The sequence below is a fragment of the Shinella sp. BE166 genome (assembly GCF_051201095.1).
GTDB lineage: Bacteria > Pseudomonadota > Alphaproteobacteria > Rhizobiales > Rhizobiaceae > Shinella > Shinella lacus.
Genome location: NZ_JBPEHL010000004.1, coordinates 379,681 through 399,087, shown reverse-complemented (window position 1 = coordinate 399,087; position 19,407 = coordinate 379,681). Strand labels below are relative to the sequence as shown.

The window sequence follows — 19,407 nt, the reverse complement described above, 5'->3', positions numbered from 1 at the left end:
CCAATCTCCCCCCTTGAGGGGGAGATGTCCGGCAGGACAGAGGGGGATAGGCCTACCGCTTCTGAAACCGCCGCGATGGCGCTGTCACCGAGTTCCGCACGATCAGGTCCGGCCGCAGCAGGATCTCGGTTTCCGGCGGCTCGCTGCCGGAAAGCAGTTCCAGCAGCAGCGCCATGGCGCTTTTGCCGATGGCGGTGCGGGGTTGGCGGATGGTGGTGAGGGAGGGCGTCATGAAGGTCGCCTGCGGCACATCGTCGAAGCCGGTGACCGAAAAATCGCCGGGAATGTCATAGCCGCGAGCACCAAGCCCGATCATCACGCCGATCGCCGTCTGGTCGTTGACGCACATGAAGGCGGTGGGCAGCGTATCGCGCATGAAGAGCTGTTCGAGCGCAAGGCGCCCACTTTCGATCGTCCCGTCGCCCTCCAGGATGGTGCGCTCGCCGGGCGGCACGCCGGCGGCATCGAGCCCGGCATCGTAGCCCTGGCGGCGGCGGCTATAGGCGAGGCGCGTGCGCGAATCGCCGATGAAGGCGATCTTGCGGTGTCCCTCGGCGACCAGCAGATCGACCGCCTTGCGCGCGCCTTCGATATCGTCGACGCCGACATAGGGGATACCGCCATTGTAGACGGGCTCGAAGACGCCGACGCTCGGCGGCAGGCGGGCCGTCATGGACTGGTGGCCGAAGGGCAGGATGCCGGTGAACAGGATCAGCCCGGCCGCCTGGTTTGAATTCAGGAATTTCAGATATTCGAGCCCGCGCTGCGGGTCGTTGTGGGTATGGCCGATGAGGATGCCGTAGCCGTGCGAGCGTGCCTCGTTTTCCAGGCCCACAAGAATGTTGGAGAAATTCGGGTCGCCGATATCGGGCGCCACGACGAGAATCATGTTCGAGCGGCCGAGGCGCAGGCTGCGCGCCATGGCGTTCGTCGTATAGCCGGTGATGGCGATGGCCTGGTTGACCTTCAGCCGCGTCGAGTTCGCCACCTTTTCCGGCGTGTGGATCGCCCGGGAAACGGTCGCGATCGAGACTTGCGCGATCCGCGCGACATCTTCGATCGTGGCGGGGCTGGAAGATGACACTCTATTTTCTCACTCGGCTCGCGTTGCGGCGACACTACACAGACTTGTCTGAGGGTCAAACGGCGCTTGGTGAAAATTGCGGATATCCAGTGATGTAAACCTTTACATAGATCATGTAAAGGTTTACATCATGGCTCAAGCGGTCGAGGAGCCGCAGGGAGGAAATCATGAATCCGGACGCTGCCGACGGGGCTCCCGTCGTTCTTTCCGCGCGCCGCATCAGCAAGTCTTTCAGCGGCGTGCAGGTGCTTTTCAGCGTCAATTTCGAGCTTCGCGCCGGCGAAATCCATGCCCTGATGGGCGAGAACGGCGCCGGTAAATCGACGCTCGTCAAGATTCTGTCCGGCTTCGAGCAGCCGACCTCCGGTGAAATCCTTCTCGATGGCCAGCCGGTGAAACTGCCGCCGAACGGGCAGGCGGAATCGCTCGGCATCGTCATCATCCATCAGGAATTCAACCTCGCCGAACACCTGACCGTGACCGAGAGCCTGTTCCTCGGCCGCGAGGTGACGCGCTACGGCATGCTCGACCGAAAGTTCATGCGCGGCGAGACGCGTCGCGTGCTCGACCAGCTCGGCTCGCATGTCGATGAGAATGCGCTGATCAGTTCGCTGTCGATCGCCGACAAGCAGATGGTGGAGATCGCCAAGGCGATCAGCCGCGATGCGCGCATCATCTTCATGGACGAGCCGACCGCCGTTCTCTCCCGCGAGGAGACCAATTACCTGTTCCGCCAGGTGCGCAAGCTGCGGGAAAAAGGCACCTCCTTCGTCTTCGTCTCGCACAAGCTCGACGAGGTGATGGAACTCACCGACCGCGTGACGGTGCTGCGCGACGGGCAATGGATCAAGACGGCTCCGACCAGCATTCTCGACGGCGAGTCGATTGCACAGCTCATGGTCGGCCGCGAGCTTTCCAGCCTCTACCCGTCCAAGCAGGAGCCGAGCATCGACGAGGAGGTGACGCTCTCCGTCGAGGGGCTCACGACGCATTACGTCAAGGATGCGAGCTTCGAGGTGCGCAAAGGCGAGATCCTCGGCTTTTCCGGGTTGATCGGCTCCGGCCGCACGGAGCTGATGGAGGCGGTGGCGGGGCTCCGCTCGCGCCTTTCCGGCGAGGTTCTGGTGCGCGGCGAGAGCGTGCCTGGCGGGGACGTGCATGCCGCCAACCGCGTCGGCATCGCCTATATGACCAAGGACCGCAAGCACAAGGGCCTGCTGCTCAACTCCCGCATGACCGCGAACCTGACGCTGCAATCGCTCGATCGGCATGGCCGCTATGGCTATCTCAACCCGAAGAGCGAGGCGGAGGCACTGGAGCGCGCGCGCCGGCGCTTCGATATCCGCGTGCGCGACGGCCGGGTCGTTGCCGGGCGCATGTCGGGCGGCAACCAGCAGAAGCTGCTGCTCGCCAAGGTCATGGAGACCGAGCCGGACATCATCATCATCGACGAGCCGACACGCGGCATCGATGTCGGCACCAAGCAGCAGATCTACCACTTCATTTCCGCACTCGCCCGCGATGGCAAGTCGATCATCGTCGTCTCCTCCGAGATGCCGGAGATCATCGGGCTCTGCACGCGCGTCGCCGTGATGCGGGAAGGGCGGATCGTCGGCATTCTCGAAGGCGAGGAAATCTCCGAACAGGAGATCATGCGCTATTCGGCAGGGTTGAAGAAGAAGGCCGCCGCCTGAGCCATCGGCCGGGCAGCATCAAACAACAAATTACGTCGGGGACGAACATGACGGCAGGCGAAGACGCGGTCGAAACGAAGAGCAGGGGCCGTAGCTGGCGGGATATCGATCTGAGGGCCGTCGCGCCCTTTGCGGCGCTGGCGCTGCTTTTGATCGTCGGCGCGCTGGTCAATCCCAACTTCATCGGCATCAATAACCTGGCGAATGTCGCGACGCGCAGCGCCTTTATCGCGATCATCGCGGTGGGCGCCACCTTCGTCATCTCGTCGGGCGACCTCGATCTTTCGGTCGGCTCCATGGTGGCCTTCGTCGCCTCGATCATGATCATCTTCATGAATTCCGGCGCGATCGCCGATCCGGGCCTCATGCTGGCGGCCGCGGTCGTGCTGACCATGGTCATCGGCGGCGCCTGTGGTCTGGCGAACGGCCTCATCACCACCGTCGGCCGGATCGAGCCCTTCATCGCCACGCTCGGCACGATGGGCATCTATCGCGGACTGACCACCTGGCTGTCGCAGGGCGGCGCGATCACGCTGCGCGAGCCGGAATTGCAGGCGCTCTATCGCCCGGCCTATTTCGGCTACATCCTGGGCGTGCCGGTGCCGATCGTCGTCATCCTCGCCGTCACGGCCGTCGCGGCCTTCATTCTCTACCGCACGCGCTACGGCCGCCATGTGGTGGCGGTCGGTTCGAACAGCGACGTCGCGCGCTATTCCGGCATTCCGGTCAACCGCGTGCGCACCATCGCCTTCGTCATCCAGGGGCTCTGCGTGGCGATCGCCGTGCTGCTCTACGTGCCGCGCCTGGGTTCCACCTCGGCCACCACCGGCATCCTGTGGGAATTGCAGGCGATCACCGCGGTCGTCGTCGGCGGCACGGCGCTGAAGGGCGGGGCCGGGCGCGTCTGGGGCACGATCTGCGGCGCCTTCATTCTCGAACTGGTCGGCAACATCATGCTGCTCTCCAACTTCATCAGCGAATATCTGATCGGGGCCATCCAGGGCGCGATCATCATCATTGCGATGCTCGTCCAGCGCTCGCTGGTGCGGAAGTCGTAAACCTCTAGCCGGGTCCACAGGTCGCCCGGCCGCGAAGTAAAGACCTGCATTTGGGAGGAAACTCATGCGCAAGAAACTATTGGGCCTGACGGTTGCCGCGATGGCGCTGGTGGCCGGCGTCGTCCACGCACAGGAAGAGAAGAAGGTAACGATCGGCGTTTCGATCCCGGCCGCCGACCACGGCTGGACGTCCGGCGTCGTCTTCCATGCCGAACGCGTCGCCAAGCTCCTCATGGAGCGCAATCCGGGCCTCAACGTCATCGTCAAGACCTCGCCGGATCCGGCAAGCCAGGCGAATGCCGTGCAGGACCTCGAAACGCAGGGCATCGACGCGCTCGTCATCCTGCCGACCGATCCGGATCCGCTGGTCAACGCCATCAAGGAAGTGAAGAGCAAGGGCACGTTCGTCGCCCTCGTCGACCGTGCGCCGAGCACCAACGACAATTCCGTGCGTGACCTCTACGTCGCCGGCAACAACTTCGCACTCGGCCAGACGGCCGGCGAATATATAAAGACCACGACGCCGGAAGCCGAAGTCGTCGTCATCCGCGGCATGGCGATCCCGATCGACCAGGAGCGCCAAGACGGTTTCGACAAGGGCATCGAAGGTTCGGGCGTCAAGATTCTCGACCGCCAGTACGGCAACTGGAACCGCGACGACGCCTTCAAGGTCATGCAGGACTACCTGACCAAGTACCAGAAGATCGACGTCGTATGGTGCCAGGACGACGACATGGCCGTCGGCGTGCTCCAGGCCATCGAGCAGGCCGGCCGCACGGACATCCAGTATGTCATCGCCGGTGCCGGTTCGAAGGACATGATCAAGAAGGTCATGGATGGCGACAAGATGATCCCGGTCGACGTGCTCTATCCGCCGGCAATGGTGGGCACGGCGCTCGAGATGACCGTCGCCAACTTCTACGGTCAGGTTCCGGTGCGCGGCGTCTACACGATCGACGCGACGCTGGTGACCAAGGAGAACGCGAAGGACTTCTACTTCCCGGATTCCCCGTTCTGATCTGACAGCAATCGAGCCGCCCGGGACATGATGACCCGGGCGGTTTATTTTGCTGGTTGCAAGCCCACGCTCCATTCTCGACGTCACCCTCGGGCTTGACCCGAGGATCCACTCTCCAGCAAAGGCCGATGGATCCTCGGGTCGAGCCCGAGGATGACGGGGGAGAGGTGGAGTGTTACCAGCCCCAATGTCACAAGCGCTTTTTGCCGCGCGACGGTGATTTCAGCATTGCCCGACCCGTCAAAGGCCGATAGCTTTCCGCACGTTGCGGTACGTACCGCAAAAATATCTTCGACTGGCCGCCCGGTGCGGTCAGGTCCATGGGAGGAAGTCACCGATGAAGACGATCAAGGGCCCGGCCCTGTTTCTCGCGCAGTTTGCCGGCGATGCCGCACCGTTCAATTCCTGGGACTCGATCACCAAATGGGCCGCCGATATCGGCTACGAGGGCGTGCAGGTCCCGACCTGGGATGCGCGCCTTATCGACCTGAAGAAGGCCGCGGAATCCAAGGCCTATTGCGACGAATTTGCCGGCAAGGCGCGCGAAAACGGCGTCGAGGTGACCGAGCTTTCCACCCATCTCCAGGGTCAGCTCGTCGCGGTCCATCCCGCCTATGACGAAGCCTTCGACGGTTTTGCGGCACCCGAAGTGCGCGGCAATCCGAAGGCGCGCCAGGCCTGGGCGGTGGAGCAGGTGAAGATGGCGTTGACCGCCTCCAAGCACCTCGGCCTCGATGCCATGGCAAGCTTTTCCGGCGCGCTCGCCTGGCCCTTCGTCTATCCGTGGCCGCAGCGGCCGGCCGGCCTCGTCGAGACCGCCTTCGACGAGCTTGCGAAACGCTGGAAGCCGATCCTCGACCATGCCGAGGATAACGGCGTCGACGTCTGCTACGAGATCCATCCGGGCGAGGACCTGCACGACGGCATCACCTACGAGATGTTCCTTGAGCGCACCGGCAACCATGCCCGCGCCTGCATGCTCTACGACCCGTCGCACTATGTGCTGCAGTGCCTCGACTATCTCGACAATATCGACATCTACAAGGACCGCATCCGCATGTTCCATGTGAAGGATGCCGAGTTCAACCCGACGGGCCGGCAGGGCGTCTATGGCGGCTTCCAGGGCTGGGTCAATCGTGCCGGCCGCTTCCGTTCGCTCGGCGACGGACAGGTCGATTTCGGCGCGGTCTTCTCCAAGATGGCGGCCAATGATTTTGCCGGCTGGGCCGTGGTCGAATGGGAATGCGCGCTGAAGCATCCGGAGGACGGCGCGCGCGAGGGTGCGGAATTCGTCAAGGCGCATATCATCCGCGTCACGGAAAAGGCGTTTGACGATTTCGCCGATTCCGGCACCGATGAGGCCGCCAACCGCCGTATGCTCGGACTTTAAGGAGGAATACCCATGGCAATCGAAGGAAGCGCAAGCGAAGCGCGGGAGAGCCGCATTCGGCTGGGCATGGTCGGCGGCGGCTCCGGCGCCTTCATCGGCGCGGTGCACCGCTATGCCGCGCGGCTCGACGATCATTATGAACTTGTCGCCGGCGCATTGTCGTCCTCAGCGGAAAAGGCCTTGCAGTCGGCGCGCGAACTTGGGCTCGATCCGTCGCGCAGCTATGGCAGCTTCAAGGAAATGGCGATCCGCGAGGCGAAGCTGAAGAACGGCATCGAGGCGGTGGCGATCGTCACGCCGAACCATGTGCATTACGAGGCGGCTAAGGAATTCCTGAAGCGCGGGATCCACGTCATCTGCGACAAGCCGCTGACCTCGACGCTGTCGGACGCCCGCAAGCTGAAGAAGCTGGCGGAGGAGAGCGGCGCGCTCTTCGTGCTGACGCACAATTACACCGGCTATCCGATGGTCCGCCAGGCCCGCGAGATGATTGCCAACGGCGAGCTCGGCACGATCCGCCTCGTGCAGATGGAATATCCGCAGGACTGGCTGACGGAAGACATCGAATCGGGCGGCCAGAAGCAGGCCGCGTGGCGCACGGACCCGACGAAATCGGGTGCCGGCGGTTCCACCGGCGATATCGGCACCCATGCCTACAATCTCGGCTGCTTCGTCTCGGGCCTTGATCTTGCCGAGCTTTCCGCCGATCTCGACAGTTTCGTGCCAGGCCGCCGGCTCGATGACAACGCCCATGTCATGATGCGCTTCAAGGAAAAGGACGGTGTGGCCGCCAAGGGCATGCTCTGGTGCAGCCAGGTCGCGCCCGGCCACGAGAACGGCCTGAAGGTGCGCGTCTACGGCACCAAAGGCGGCATCGAATGGGTGCAGGCCGATCCGAACTACCTTTGGTACACGCCCTTCGGCGAGCCGAAGCGCCTGATCACCCGCAACGGTGCGGGCGCCGGTGCTGCGGCCGCGCGCATGAGCCGCGTGCCCTCCGGCCATCCGGAAGGCTATCTCGAAGGCTTCGCCAACATTTATTCGGAAGCCGCGCGCGCCATCCACGCCAAGCGCAACGGCACAAAGCTCGATCCCGCCGTCGTCTATCCGACGGTGGACGATGGCCTCAAGGGCATGGTCTTCGTCGATGCCTGCGTGCAGTCCTCGAAGAAGAACGGCGCCTGGGTGAAGGTCTAGGCAAAGTCGCCGGCTGCCGCGCCATCGCGGCGGCCGGTGTTCCCGTCAGGGAAAAATGCTGCCGAGGCGGAGCACCAGTTTCTTGTCGAACAGGTGGCCGCGGTCGTACATCCAGTTCAGCGCGTCGCGCGTCGTCCACGGCCGCTTGTAGGGGCGCGTGCTGGTCAGGGCCTCGAAGACGTCGCAGACGGTGGCGAGGCGGATTTCCGGGCTGAGTTGCTCGGCTTTGAGGCCGAGCGGGTAGCCGCTGCCGTCGAGCATCTCGTGATGGTAGCGGCAGATATCGAGCACGGTGTCGGAGACGTTGCCCTGTTTCTTCAATAGGCGGTAGCCGATTTCCGGATGGCCGCGCACCAGGCGTCTTTCGTCCGTATCGAGCCCGCCCTTCTTGTTGAGGATGGCGTTCGGCACCATCAGCTTGCCGACATCGTGCAGCAGGCCGGCGACGCCCAGCTCCCGCACCGCGCCGTCCTCATAATGCATCAGGCGGGCAAGCCGCATCATCAGCGCGCTGACGGCCAGCGAATGCACATAGGTGCCTTCGTCCTTGGTCTTCAGCCGCGTGACCTTCAAAAAGATGTCCGGCGCTGCGTCGATGCGGTCGGAAATATCGTCGGCGACCGGCCCGAGCGCCTCGATTTCGAGCTGGCCGGCTTGCGCGGCGGCGAAACTCTCGCGGAGCGACCGGGCGGACTGCGCCACCGTCTCGGTGGTGAGCTTGCGTTCCTCGGCCTGCTTTTGTGCGGGCGAGAGGGCGGTGGCCGTGTCGATGTCGACGGTGCTCTTCTGCGGATTGACCAAAGCATAGGCGGCGGAGGTGGCAAGGATGGCGCGCACGGTCTCATCGGACTGCACGAGGAACCGCCGGTCCGAAAACTCGGCGTTTGGGCATTCCACCGATTCCACGAACATGCCCTTGCGGACAAGATGCTTTGGAATTCGCCGTACCACGTAAGTGTCTCCGTCCCAAGCTTGAGGTACCTTAAAGGGCAAGGTCCTAACCTTCGTTTAAGGAATGGCTGATTTGTACGCGCCCGGGTGAGGTGGATTGACGGTTGCAAATTCGGTTGCGAATGGCATGAAGACCATTGATTTTTACCGATAACGGCAATACTGCAACGTTGCAGTATGCTCGCGGACAGCCTTCCAGTGATATTTCAGAGATGATGATTATGGATCCCAAAACCCTTGCGGGCCGTTTTCCTGGCGATTTCGTGTTCGGCGTTGCGACGGCCGCCTTCCAGATCGAGGGGGCGACGAAGACCGATGGCCGCAAGCCGTCGATCTGGGATGCTTTTTCCAACATGCCGGGCCGGGTTTTTGGACGGCACAATGGCGACCTGGCCTGCGACCACTATAACCGGCTGGAGGAAGATCTCGATCTCATTCAGTCGCTCGGCGTCGAGGCCTATCGGTTCTCCATCGCCTGGCCGCGCATAATTCCGGAGGGCACCGGGCCGGTGAACGAGAGGGGGCTGGATTTCTACGACCGCCTGGTTGACGGCCTGAAGGCGCGGGGCATCAAGGCTTTTGCGACGCTCTACCACTGGGACCTGCCGCTGATGCTGGCCGGCGACGGCGGCTGGACGGCGCGGCAGACGGCCTATGCCTTCCAGCGCTACGCAAAAACCGTTATCGCGCGGCTCGGCGACCGGCTGGATGCGGTGGCCACCTTCAACGAGCCCTGGTGCTCCGTCTGGCTCAGCCATCTCTACGGCATCCATGCACCCGGCGAGCGCAACATGGACGCGGCGCTGCACGCTCTTCATTTCACCAATCTGGCGCATGGCCTCGGCGTCGCGGCCATACGCTCCGAGCGGCCGTCGCTTCCCGTCGGTCTCGTGCTGAACGCCCATTCCATCCATGCCGGCAGCGACGATGCTGCGGATCAGGCGGCCGCCGCCCGCGCCTTCGATTTCCACAACGGCGTCTTCTTCGGTCCGGTCTTCAAGGGCGAATATCCGGCATCCTTCCTCTCCGCGCTCGGCCACCGCATGCCGGCAATGGAGCCGGGCGACATGGAAACGATCAGCCAGAAGCTCGACTGGTGGGGTCTCAACTATTATACGCCGATGCGGGTTTCCAACGATCCGGTCGAAGGCGCGGAGTTCCCGGCCACGGTGCCGGCCCCGCCGGTCGTGGACGTCAAGACCGATATCGGCTGGGAGGTTTTTGCACCCGCGCTCGGCGATCTCATCCGCAAGCTCAATGCGGACTACACGCTGCCCGACTGCTACATCACGGAAAACGGCGCCTGCCACAATATGGGCATCGAGGACGGCGTGATCGACGACCAGCCGCGCCTTGACTACATCGCCGACCATCTCGGCATCACCGCGGACCTGATCGGCGAGGGCTATCCCATGCGCGGTTATTTCGCCTGGAGCCTGATGGACAATTTCGAGTGGGCGGAAGCACTTGCCGGCCAGTTTCCGAAGGGCAACCACCGCACGACCTGAGGCTGTTATCCCTCGCATTGTCGCCTGTACCGTAAAGGATTCATAACGGTTCTGCCGCATCATCGCAGCTTGGTCGGAGAAGACGATGCTGCGACTTGCGCGCCACCTTTCTGGCATGATCGGCGCCCGACGACTTGCGGTCGTCCTGGGCGTGCTTGCGTCGTTCGCCGTCGTCGTCAGCCTTGCCACCATCCTCGTCATGATGGCGCTCGGTTTCCTCGCGACCCGGGCGAATGAGCTCGACCAGGAGCGCACGCGCCAGACGGTGTATGGTGCGCTCTCCTCCATGCGCAGTTCCATGGTCACCACCGTGCGCGACTATTCGGTTTGGGACGATGCGGTAACGGCTGTTTACGGCAAGGCCGACATGCCCTGGCTCACCACCAATATGGGGCTCGCGACAGAAGGCGGGCCGCTTTTCGATACGGTTTTTATCATCGACGAGAAGGGCGGCACCATGCTCGCCTACCGCGACGGCGCGCCCTTCGAGGCGGATGCACGCGCCTATGGCGGGGCAGCCTTCGTGGAGATGCACCGCAAGATCCTGCATGCCGGGCTGGAGCCGGGCGAAGAACTGGGCGCCTTCCTGCAGACGCCGGACGGGCCGGCGGTCGCGGCGGTCTCGGCCATCCGCCCGGTCTCCGATGCGGTGAAGGCGCCGGCGGATGCGCTGCGCACGCTCTTCATCATCCGGCATCTCACGCCGGCGCGCATTGCGCGCATCGCCGAAAACTTTCTCATTTCCGGCCTGATGCTGGAGGAGGGGTCTCCGGAAGGGCACAATGGCGTGGTCCTGACCGATCCCGACGGCAAGACGCTGGGCTTCCTCTCCTGGACGCCGAGTTCGCCGGGTGACCAGAGCTATGCGCAGGTGCGCCCGCTCGTCCTGCTGGCGCTTGCCGGCGTGATCTTCTTCTTCGCGCTGCTCGTGCTGACGGGCGCCGCTTTCGCGATCCGCCTCAAGGCCGATGAGAACACGGCGCGCACCCAGGCCCTGACCGACCGGCTGAGCGGGCTCAGGAACCGCACCGGCCTCTATCTCGGCCTCGACGAACTGAACGCGCGCGCGATCGTCGAGGCGCGCGACGTGGTGATGCTCTATCTCGACCTCGACGGCTTCAAGGACGTCAACGATTTTTACGGCCATGCGGTCGGCGACCGGCTGATCCGCGGGGTTTCTGCCGGGCTGTCCCGCCTCGTGCCGGCGAAGGCCATGCTCGCCCGCATCGGCGGCGACGAGTTCGCCATCGTTTTCCTCGACAGTGCCGACGGCGGAGAGGCCGAGCGCCTCACCCGCTCCATCCTCGATTTCTTCTCAGAACCCTTCGCGATCGGCGAGCGCGTGGCCGTCGTTGGCGCCAGCATCGGCCTTGCCGTCTCGCGCAAGGGCGTGGTCTTGGGCGAGGAACTGCTGCGCCGCGCCGACGTCGCCATGTACCGGGCAAAACATGCCGGGCGCGGCCGCGCCATGCACTACGAAACGCTGATGGACGACGATCGCGACGAGCGGCGCGAGATGGAGGATGCCTTGCGCGCCGCTGTCGTGCGCGGCGAGATCGACGTGGTGTTCCAGCCGATCGTCAAGGCGCGCGGGCGCGAGATCTGCGGCGTCGAGGCGCTCGCCCGCTGGTATCGCGGCGGCACGGTGTCGGTGTCGCCGGATGTCTTCATTCCGCTGGCGGAAGCGACCGGCGTCATCGATGTGCTCGGGCCGCTGGTGCTGCGCCGCGCTTGCGAGGCGGCGCGCAACTGGCCGGAGATCGGCGTTTCGATCAACGTCTCGCCGGCGCAGTTTCGCAATCCCTATTTCCCGGACCAGGCGCTTGGCATCATCGAGGCCACCGGCATCGAGCCGTCGCGCGTCACGCTGGAAATCACCGAGGGCTACTTCATCCAGAATCCCGGCCGTGCCAAGCTTGTCATGGACCGGCTGAAAGCGGGCGGCGTGCGCATTGCGCTCGATGATTTCGGCGCCGGCTTTTCCAGCATCGGCTACCTCATCCGCTTCGGCTTCGATCGCCTGAAGATCGACCGCTCGCTGACCATCGCCGGCGAACAATCGGCAAAGGGTGGGGCGATGCTACAGGCGACGGTGGCGCTCGCCGCTTCCTTCGACATGCCGATGACGGCGGAAGGCGTTGAGACCGCAGAACAGGCCGCGTTCCTGCATCTGTGCGGCTGCGACCAGCTTCAGGGTTATTTTTTCGCGCGGCCGATGAGCGAGAAGGCGATCGGCGAATTGCTGACGCCGCCGACCGACGTGCAGGCCGTCGCGGGCTGATTATTTGCCGAGGTGGCGTTCACCGCGCTTCCTGGCGAGGTCCATCTGCTTCTGCCGCTGGCGGAAGCGCAGGCGGTCTTCCTCGCTGCGGCTGGCGTGGCAATGCGGGCAGGAAACGCCGGGCTCGTAGAGCGCCGAGGTGGTGTCCTCGGCGGTCAGCGGATGGCGGCAGGCGCGGCAGAGCTTGTGCTCGCCTTCCTCAAGCCCATGCAGCACGGAGACGCGCTCGTCGAAGACGAAGCAGGCGCCTTCCCACAGGCTTTCCTCCGCCGGCACCTCTTCGAGATATTTCAAGATGCCGCCCTTGAGGTGAAAGACCTCGTCGAAGCCCTGCTCCTTCATGAAGGCCGTCGCCTTCTCGCAGCGGATGCCGCCGGTGCAGTACATGGCGATCTTCGGCTTGTTGTGCAGGCCGGTATTGTTGCGTACCCAGTCGGGAAATTCGCGGAATGTCTTGGTGTTCGGGTCGACCGCGCCCTTGAACATGCCGATCGCCGTCTCGTAGTCGTTGCGCGTGTCGATGACGATGGTGTCCGGATCGGCGATCAGCGCGTTCCAGTCCGCGGGCGCCACATAGGTGCCGACGGAACGCGTGGGGTCGATGTCCTCGACGCCCATGGTGACGATCTCCTTCTTGAGCCGCACCTTCATGCGCAGGAACGGCATGTCGGCGGCAAAGCTCTCCTTGTGCTCCAGACGGGAAAATTCCGGCTGGCCGCGCAGGAAGGCCAGCACCGTGCGGATGCCGGCATGGGGGCCGGCGATCGTGCCGTTGATGCCTTCATGGGCGAGAAGCAGCGTGCCGCGCACGCCGTTTTCCTCGCAGAGCGCCTGCAAGGGGTCGCGCAGATCCGCAAAGCGCGGAACCGAGACGAAATGATAGAGCGCGGCAACCAGGAAGCCGCTGTCCGGAGCGGGTGAGGAGATCTCGTTTGTCATCGCCGCCACATACAGCTTCGGCGCATTCCAGGCAATGCGGCGCTCTGTTGCAGCTCAGGCGAGCTGGCGCAGGCTCGCGCCGTTGCTGGCGCCGAGCGCCATCGACTGGTTGGAATACTGGCTTTCACCGGTGACCTCGCGGCCCACCCAGTTCGGCAGGTCCGGGTCGTCGTGGATCGAGGCGAGCTCGACCTCGGCGATCACCAGGCCATGATGGGCGCCGCCATAGACGTCGACTTCCCAGACATAACCGGCGTGCGGCACCTTGTAGCGCACCTTCTCGATAACGTTGCCGATCGCATGGCGCAGCATGTCCTCTGCCTCGTCGCGGTCGATGTCATATTCGTACTCGTCACGGACGAGCACGGCGTGGCCGATCTTGAGGGTCATGCGGGCTTTCCCGTCGCCAAAGATGCGGACGCGAAGCGACCGGTCCTCCTGGGCAACGATATAGGCCTGCCGTATGGCGATGCCTTCATCTGCAAAGGTGCGCCAACGCTGACCGGACACCAGGAACTTCCGCTCGATCTCTTTTGCCATAGGCACGCTTTCGCTGTTTGAGACAGGCTTAAGGCGACGGGCAGACTACACGATAAGTGTGTCATGACAAGTCCATGAATCTTGCTTTAAGCTCGACATGACGTCGCAGACGCGCTATTCGGATCAAAATTCAATCGTTTTAAAAGGTCATGCCATGAGCGAGAAAAACGCCAAGCTCCTTTCCGTCCTGAAGCTGCAGCCGGTGGTGCCGGTGCTGGTCATCGACGACGTCAAGACGGCCGTTCCGCTGGCGCGGGCGCTCGTCGCCGGCGGGCTGAAGGCCATCGAGATCACGCTGCGCACGCCGGCCGCCCTGGAGGCGATCCGCGCGGTTGCCAACGAGGTCGAGGGTGCCGTCGCCGGTGCCGGCACCATCCTCAACGCCGCGCAGTTCGAGGCGGCCGTGGAAGCCGGCTCGCAGTTCGTCGTCAGCCCCGGCACGACGCAGGAGCTGATCGACGCGGCTCACGATTCCGACATCCCGCTGCTGCCGGGTGCGGCGACCGCAAGCGAAGTCATGGGCCTTCGCGAAGAGGGCTACCAGGTGCTGAAGTTCTTCCCGGCCGAACAGGCGGGTGGTGCCGCCTATCTCAAGTCGCTCGCCTCGCCGCTCGCCGGCACGCTGTTCTGCCCCACAGGTGGCATCTCGCTGTCGAATGCCCGCGACTATCTCTCGCTGCCGAACGTCATCTGCGTCGGCGGCTCCTGGGTCGCGCCGAAGGACCTCGTCGCCAAGGGCGACTGGGCCGGCATTACCAAGCTTGCCGCGGAAGCCGCAGCGCTCAAGGGCTGAGGCCCAAGTTCAACGGATTTGCAAGCGGGTGGCCTTTGGTCGCCCGTTATGCGTTTGTAATCCTCCGCGCGCATTCCTATCTTGCCTTGCAGTCGGCCCTTGCGAAGACAAGAGAACAAGCGAAACGGAGACGCCCTATGTTTGACGCCAAGAAGTTGCTTGACCAGTTCCTCGGTTCCCAGGTGCCCGGCGCCGGCGGATCCGTGCGCGATCGCGCCGGCCAGGTCACCCAGCTCGCCAAGGACAATCCGCTCGCCTCGATCGCCATTGCCGGCGTTCTTCTCGGCACGGGCACCGGCCGCCAGGTGGCGGGCTCCGCGCTGAAGCTCGGCAGCCTCGCCGCCATCGCCGGCCTCGGCTACCAGGCGTACAAGAACTACAAGGCCGGCCAGAACCCCGTCGAGACGACGCAGGGCACGACCCCTGAACTGCTGCCCCCGCCGAGCGATTCCGGCTTCCACCCCGAGGCCGTCAGCACCGATTTCGCTCTCATTCTCGTACGCGCCATGATCGCCGCCTCGCGTGCCGACGGCCATATCGACGAGGCCGAGCGCGCCCGCATCATGGACAAGCTGAAGGTCTCGGGCCTCGGCGCCGATGCCGCGCAGTTCCTTGAAGAGGAGCTTGCCAACCCGGTCGATCTCGACGCGATCATTTCCGCCGCCACGACCGAAGAGCAGCGCGTCGAGCTTTATACCGCCTCGCGCCTCGCCATCGAGCCGAAGTCGCGCGCCGAGCGCGGCTATCTCGACCTGCTCGCCGGCCGCCTAAACCTGCCGGATGCGCTGGTCGACCATATCGAAGCAACGGTTTCCGCCGCCACCGTCTAAGTTCATGAGGGGAGCGGCCGAACGCCGCTCCCTGCTTTCGACATTGCGTGCGCCCGCGCGCTGCTCTATCCCTTCGGCAAAGACCGAAGGAGGATTTTTCATGCGCGACCTCAAGGATTGGAAAGGCTGCCCGCCGCCGGCCCCCGTGGCTCTCGAAGGCCGCACCGTGCGCCTCGAGCCCTATGATCGCGCAAAACACCTTCAGGCCCTGTGGGATGCCTTCGGCGGCATGGCGATCAATCCGCTGCTGAAATATTTCGCGCAGGACGATTTTACCGGCATCGAAGGTTTCGACGCCTGGTCCGAGGCCGTGCTCAAGTCCGGCTGGGTGCGCGAGGTCATCATCGACAAGGTGAACGACACGGTCGTCGGCATGGCGCACTACATGCGGCCGGACCCGGCGAACGGCGTCGTCGAGATCGGCGGCATCGCGCATGGCGGCGCCATGTCCCGCTCGCCGCTGTCCACCGAGGCGCAGTACCTGCTCGCCAAGCACGTCTTCGAGGATCTCGGCTATCGCCGCTACGAGTGGAAGTGCGACAACCGCAACGAGCCGAGCAAGCGCACCGCCGCCCGCCTCGGCTTCACCTTCGAAGGCGTCTTCCGACAGCACATGCTGTCGAAGCGCGAAAACCGCGACACCGCCTGGTTCTCGATCATCGATGGCGAATGGCCCATCGTCGCCAAGGCCTTCGACGCCTGGCTTTCGCCGGATAATTTCGATGCGGACGGCCAGCAGAAGCGCAAGCTTGAAGATATCCGCGCCGGGTTGTCGGCATGAGCGGGGAGCGCAAGGCCAAGTCGCCGGTGCTCGCGGCGCTCGCCATCCTGCTGGGAACGGGCGTGGCCTTCTATTTCCTGCCGCGCATCATGATCGCGCTCGGCGGCGTCTCGCCCTGGCTGGCGGGCATTTTCGGCACGCTCCTCGTGCTCGGCTTCTTCCTGCTGTTCTGGCTGCGTGCGCGCTACCAGCGCAACCACGAAAACTAGGCCTGGAGCGAGGCTCCAAGCAGCAATAGCCCCAGAACCATTACCAGGGCCGCGCCGCCGATCTCGATGGCGGTGCCGACGCGCACGGCGGCGGAGCCGTTGCCGGCGAACCGCACGGCCGCACCCTTGGCGGTGACGGCAAGCGTGGCAAGCGTCGAGACGGTGATGGCCGTGCCGATCGACATGGCGAAGACCGCGAGCAGGCCGCCGAGATAGAGGCCGTTCAACAGCGCGAAGCTCAGCACGATGAGCGCGCCGGAGCAGGGGCGCAGCCCCACGGCGACGATGGCCGACCAGGCTTCCCGCAGCGCGAACCGCTCGCCCTTCAAGAGCGACGGATCTGGCGCATGGGCATGGCCGCAGGTCGAGCAGATTTCGCCGGTATGATGGTGGTGATCGTGGCCGTGATGATGATGGTCATGCACCTCGACGGCCTGTGCGCCGAGCGCGGAGGCGCGGCGCTGGGCCGGGCGCAGCTTGCGGAACAGCAGCCATGCGCCGAAGAGGGTGATCAACGCATAGCTGCCGGTTTCGAGCGCGCGCGTGGCGTCGGTCATCGAAACGGTCGTGCCGCGCAGGAACAGGAAGGCCGCACCGACGAGCAGGATAGCGACCACGCCTTGCAGGATCGAGGAGAGGAAGGAAAGCAGCACGCCGCGCTTCAGCTCCACCTCGTTTGCCAGCATGTAGGAGGAGATGACCGCCTTGCCATGGCCGGGGCCGGCGGCATGGAAGACGCCGTAACCGAAGGAGAGCGCCACGAGCGTCGAGGCGGCCCACGGGTTTTCGCGCATATCCTTCAGCGCGCCGGTCATCAGCCGGTAGAAACCCTGCTGCTGCGCGTTGATCCAGCCAAACAGGCTGCCGAAGGTGCCGGTCGTGTTGAAGCCCGGCTCCGCCGAGCCGATGCCCAGCGGGGACGCAGCGTGGGCGAGGCTGGCCGCCGCGGCGATGGCGAGCGTCAGGGTGAGAAGCGTGAGGGCGCGTCCGCGGGTCAGCATGTCATCTCCAGACGGGTGGCGAAGAGTTTCGACATGTCGGTGCCGGCCGGGTCGTTGAAGAAGGCTTCGGTCAGGCTGTCCTGGTTCTGGGCGAGCACTTCGTCCGCATCCGGCCGCACGACGGCGCGCTTGCAGGCGGAAAACTTGTCGCCGACGGCCACGAGATCGTCATCCGAGGCGAAATCCATCGCGGCATACATGGTGGGGTCGTAGACGCCGAAGGTGAGCTTGCCCTTGAGCGGCATCGTCTCGCCCGGCTTGACCGTGAAGAACATCAGAAGCTGGCCGTCCTTGTAGTCGACGTTGATCGCGTCCGGCTTGCCGACCTTGATGGTTTTCCCGTCCTCGGTGATCGTCGTGTAGTAGCTGAACTCTTCGAGCGATTCGAGAACGGTCTTGCCGACGTCGGCCAGTTCGTCCGGATCGAGCGCCGCATTGCTGTTCTTGTCGAAGTCCATCACGACGCTCGCCGAAAACATCTCGTCGAAACGCCAGACATTGCGCAGCTCGCTGACCGTGCCGTCCTCGCCCGCCACCACTTCCAGCCGGGCTTCCGCGAAGATGTGCGGATGGGCGAGCGCCGCCGCCGGGGCGGCAAGCGCTGCGCCGGCAAGGAGGAGGGGGAGGAATCGCATGGGTGTCAGTCCTCTCGCGGGCGTTCAGAATCGTCCGGTTGAATGTAACGCAAATGGGTCGGAATTGGGACTTTATCAGGCCTCGATGCCGGGATTGCGACGGAACCAGGCGTGCAGGAAATCGACGAAGGTGCGCACCTTCGCCGGCAGGTAGCGGCGGTGCGGATAGATCGCGTAGATGCCGCGGTCGGTCGGCAGGTAATCTTCGAGAATCGAAACGATCTTGCCGGTTTCCAGGCAATGGCGGGCGATGAAGGCCGGCACCTGCGCGACGCCGAGCCCGCTTGCCGCCGCGCGCACCGCCGCCGTCGGGCTGTTTACCTCGATATTCCCGCCGACCGGCACGGAAAAGCCGGCACCCTTCTCGTCGATGAAGCGCCAGTTGCTGTGCGACTTGCCATTGGTGTCGATGATGCAGGGCAGGCGGGCGAGGTCGCTTGGATGGTTGATCGGGCCGGCCTGGGCGAGGAATTCCTCGCTCACGCAGATCTTCAGGAAGAAATCGCCGAGTTTTCGCGCGATGAGGGCGGAGTCTTCGAGCCGCGTGATGCGGATCGCCACGTCGAACCCCTCCTCGACGAGATCGACGAAGCGATCGTCGGAGACGATTTCCAGCGAGAGCTCCGGGTGCTCTTTGCCGAAATCGATGATCGACTGGCCGATATCGGCATCGACGAAGGTGCGCGGTGCGGAAACCTTCAGCTTGCCGCGCAGGTCCGTGTTCTTCTCGCGCACGAGATCGGCGAGGTTGTCGATCTCCTTCAGGATATCGGAGGCGGTGCGGTAATAGGTGTGGCCGGCCTCGGTCATCGAGAACTGGCGGGTGGTGCGGTTGAGCAGGAGCGTGCCCAGTTCGTCCTCCAGTTCGCGTACATATTTCGAAAGCAGCGCCTTGGACCTGCCGGTCTTGCGCGAGGCTGCGGAAAAGCCTTCGGCGTCGACGACGTCGATGAAGGCCCGGATTCGGGTCAGAGTGTCCATGTGTCCCCACGCGGCTGCGGCCGAAACGGTGGCCGGTGCGTAATCACCATTCTGTGAAAACCAGTCCGGCGAATGTCGTGGCTGTCAAAATATTTTCAATAGCGACTTTCAAAAAACCTCTTGATTACGACAGCGATTCTTCTTATCTCCCCCTTGCCCAAAGTCGCACGTGCCTGTGGGTGTCCGCCGACCCTCGATTTGGTGAGGAACTCGGTAAGGTACCTGGAATTAACCCCTCCAGTCGTTTCTCCGGCCAACCGGAAGAGCGAGGACATCTTGAAGCAACGACGGTGCGGGCCTTTCTGGTGTCTGCCGGCTTTCCAACAGCCGGGGTTACTGAAGAGGCACACCTTCATTGCCGGACGTGCGGTCGGGTTTTCCCGCCAATCCAAGGCAGACAAAGCCGAATTGAAGCCTAGGCGGGCTTCGATTCACCGATCGCGCATGATGCGCACGTTTGGTTCCGGGGTCTCCACCGGCTGGTTCCAAAGCGTGCTTGCATTCTGCCCTTTGTCCT

General features: G+C 64.0%; 18 protein-coding genes. 11 read left to right on the top strand and 7 right to left on the bottom strand.

Annotated elements, in window-relative coordinates:
- Positions 1 to 52 precede the first annotated feature (52 nt).
- On the bottom strand, positions 53 to 1,084 hold the full coding sequence (locus tag J2Y63_RS12655; RefSeq protein ID WP_256119831.1) for a LacI family DNA-binding transcriptional regulator: 1,032 nt from the start codon (positions 1,082 to 1,084) through the stop codon (positions 53 to 55).
- Between the two features lie 167 nt (positions 1,085 to 1,251).
- Between J2Y63_RS12655 and J2Y63_RS12650 the strand changes: the two genes are divergently transcribed.
- From J2Y63_RS12650 to J2Y63_RS12630, 5 genes are all read left to right on the top strand, one after another.
- Positions 1,252 to 2,778: a sugar ABC transporter ATP-binding protein gene (locus J2Y63_RS12650; RefSeq protein ID WP_435266344.1), complete on the top strand. Its 1,527-nt coding sequence runs from the start codon at positions 1,252 to 1,254 to the stop codon at positions 2,776 to 2,778.
- Between the two features lie 47 nt (positions 2,779 to 2,825).
- Positions 2,826 to 3,836 carry an ABC transporter permease gene (locus tag J2Y63_RS12645; protein WP_256119829.1) on the top strand — a complete coding sequence of 337 codons (1,011 nt, stop codon included), beginning with the start codon at positions 2,826 to 2,828 and terminating at the stop codon, positions 3,834 to 3,836.
- Between the two features lie 64 nt (positions 3,837 to 3,900).
- Positions 3,901 to 4,854, top strand: coding sequence for a substrate-binding domain-containing protein (locus tag J2Y63_RS12640; protein WP_435266343.1), 954 nt, complete (start codon positions 3,901 to 3,903; stop codon positions 4,852 to 4,854).
- 337 nt (positions 4,855 to 5,191) lie between these two features.
- Complete coding sequence (locus J2Y63_RS12635) at positions 5,192 to 6,244, top strand: sugar phosphate isomerase/epimerase family protein (protein WP_435266342.1); 1,053 nt, start codon at positions 5,192 to 5,194, stop codon at positions 6,242 to 6,244.
- A 12-nt stretch (positions 6,245 to 6,256) separates the two neighbouring features.
- Positions 6,257 to 7,441, top strand: a complete 1,185-nt coding sequence (locus tag J2Y63_RS12630; RefSeq protein WP_435266341.1) for a Gfo/Idh/MocA family protein — start codon at positions 6,257 to 6,259, stop codon at positions 7,439 to 7,441.
- A gap of 45 nt (positions 7,442 to 7,486) precedes the next feature.
- Here the strand turns inward: J2Y63_RS12630 and J2Y63_RS12625 are convergent, their stop codons facing one another.
- Positions 7,487 to 8,392: an HD domain-containing phosphohydrolase gene (locus J2Y63_RS12625; RefSeq protein ID WP_435266340.1), complete on the bottom strand. Its 906-nt coding sequence runs from the start codon at positions 8,390 to 8,392 to the stop codon at positions 7,487 to 7,489.
- A 215-nt stretch (positions 8,393 to 8,607) separates the two neighbouring features.
- Here J2Y63_RS12625 and J2Y63_RS12620 point away from each other — a divergent pair, with 215 nt between their 5' ends.
- Positions 8,608 to 9,900: a GH1 family beta-glucosidase gene (locus J2Y63_RS12620; protein ID WP_435266567.1), complete on the top strand. Its 1,293-nt coding sequence runs from the start codon at positions 8,608 to 8,610 to the stop codon at positions 9,898 to 9,900.
- 85 nt (positions 9,901 to 9,985) lie between these two features.
- The gene (locus J2Y63_RS12615) at positions 9,986 to 12,181 is read left to right on the top strand and encodes a putative bifunctional diguanylate cyclase/phosphodiesterase (protein WP_435266339.1); all 2,196 of its coding nucleotides are present in this window, start codon (positions 9,986 to 9,988) and stop codon (positions 12,179 to 12,181) included.
- Here the strand turns inward: J2Y63_RS12615 and J2Y63_RS12610 are convergent, their stop codons facing one another.
- Both J2Y63_RS12610 and J2Y63_RS12605 read right to left on the bottom strand, forming a co-directional pair.
- Positions 12,182 to 13,120: a rhodanese-related sulfurtransferase gene (locus tag J2Y63_RS12610; protein WP_435266338.1), complete on the bottom strand. Its 939-nt coding sequence runs from the start codon at positions 13,118 to 13,120 to the stop codon at positions 12,182 to 12,184. It lies immediately after the preceding gene.
- A gap of 54 nt (positions 13,121 to 13,174) precedes the next feature.
- On the bottom strand, positions 13,175 to 13,660 hold the full coding sequence (locus tag J2Y63_RS12605) for a CYTH domain-containing protein (protein WP_256119821.1): 486 nt from the start codon (positions 13,658 to 13,660) through the stop codon (positions 13,175 to 13,177).
- A 154-nt stretch (positions 13,661 to 13,814) separates the two neighbouring features.
- On the opposite strand from J2Y63_RS12605, the gene J2Y63_RS12600 reads away from it, so the two are divergent.
- The 4 genes from J2Y63_RS12600 (at position 13,815) to J2Y63_RS12585 (ending at position 16,273) form a co-directional block, all read left to right on the top strand.
- Positions 13,815 to 14,453: a 2-dehydro-3-deoxy-phosphogluconate aldolase gene (locus tag J2Y63_RS12600; protein ID WP_256119820.1), complete on the top strand. Its 639-nt coding sequence runs from the start codon at positions 13,815 to 13,817 to the stop codon at positions 14,451 to 14,453.
- A gap of 137 nt (positions 14,454 to 14,590) precedes the next feature.
- Positions 14,591 to 15,283 (top strand): tellurite resistance TerB family protein, encoded by a 693-nt coding sequence (locus J2Y63_RS12595; protein ID WP_256119819.1) that lies wholly within the window; start codon positions 14,591 to 14,593, stop codon positions 15,281 to 15,283.
- Positions 15,284 to 15,383: 100 nt separating this feature from the next.
- A complete protein-coding gene (locus J2Y63_RS12590) occupies positions 15,384 to 16,064 on the top strand; it encodes a GNAT family N-acetyltransferase (RefSeq protein WP_435266337.1) in 681 nt (226 codons plus the stop codon).
- A complete protein-coding gene (locus J2Y63_RS12585) occupies positions 16,061 to 16,273 on the top strand; it encodes a hypothetical protein (protein WP_256119817.1) in 213 nt (70 codons plus the stop codon). The genes J2Y63_RS12590 and J2Y63_RS12585 overlap by 4 nt, the downstream gene beginning before the upstream one ends.
- Here the strand turns inward: J2Y63_RS12585 and J2Y63_RS12580 are convergent.
- The 3 genes from J2Y63_RS12580 to J2Y63_RS12570 all read right to left on the bottom strand — a co-directional run bounded on the left by J2Y63_RS12580 (position 16,270) and on the right by J2Y63_RS12570 (position 18,890).
- A complete protein-coding gene (locus tag J2Y63_RS12580) occupies positions 16,270 to 17,274 on the bottom strand; it encodes a nickel/cobalt transporter (RefSeq protein WP_435266336.1) in 1,005 nt (334 codons plus the stop codon). The genes J2Y63_RS12585 and J2Y63_RS12580 overlap by 4 nt on opposite strands.
- Positions 17,268 to 17,909, bottom strand: coding sequence for a DUF1007 family protein (locus tag J2Y63_RS12575; protein WP_256119815.1), 642 nt, complete (start codon positions 17,907 to 17,909; stop codon positions 17,268 to 17,270). Before J2Y63_RS12575 ends, J2Y63_RS12580 begins: the two co-directional genes overlap by 7 nt.
- A 75-nt stretch (positions 17,910 to 17,984) precedes the next feature.
- Positions 17,985 to 18,890: a LysR family transcriptional regulator gene (locus J2Y63_RS12570; RefSeq protein ID WP_256119814.1), complete on the bottom strand. Its 906-nt coding sequence runs from the start codon at positions 18,888 to 18,890 to the stop codon at positions 17,985 to 17,987.
- Positions 18,891 to 19,407 lie beyond the last annotated feature (517 nt).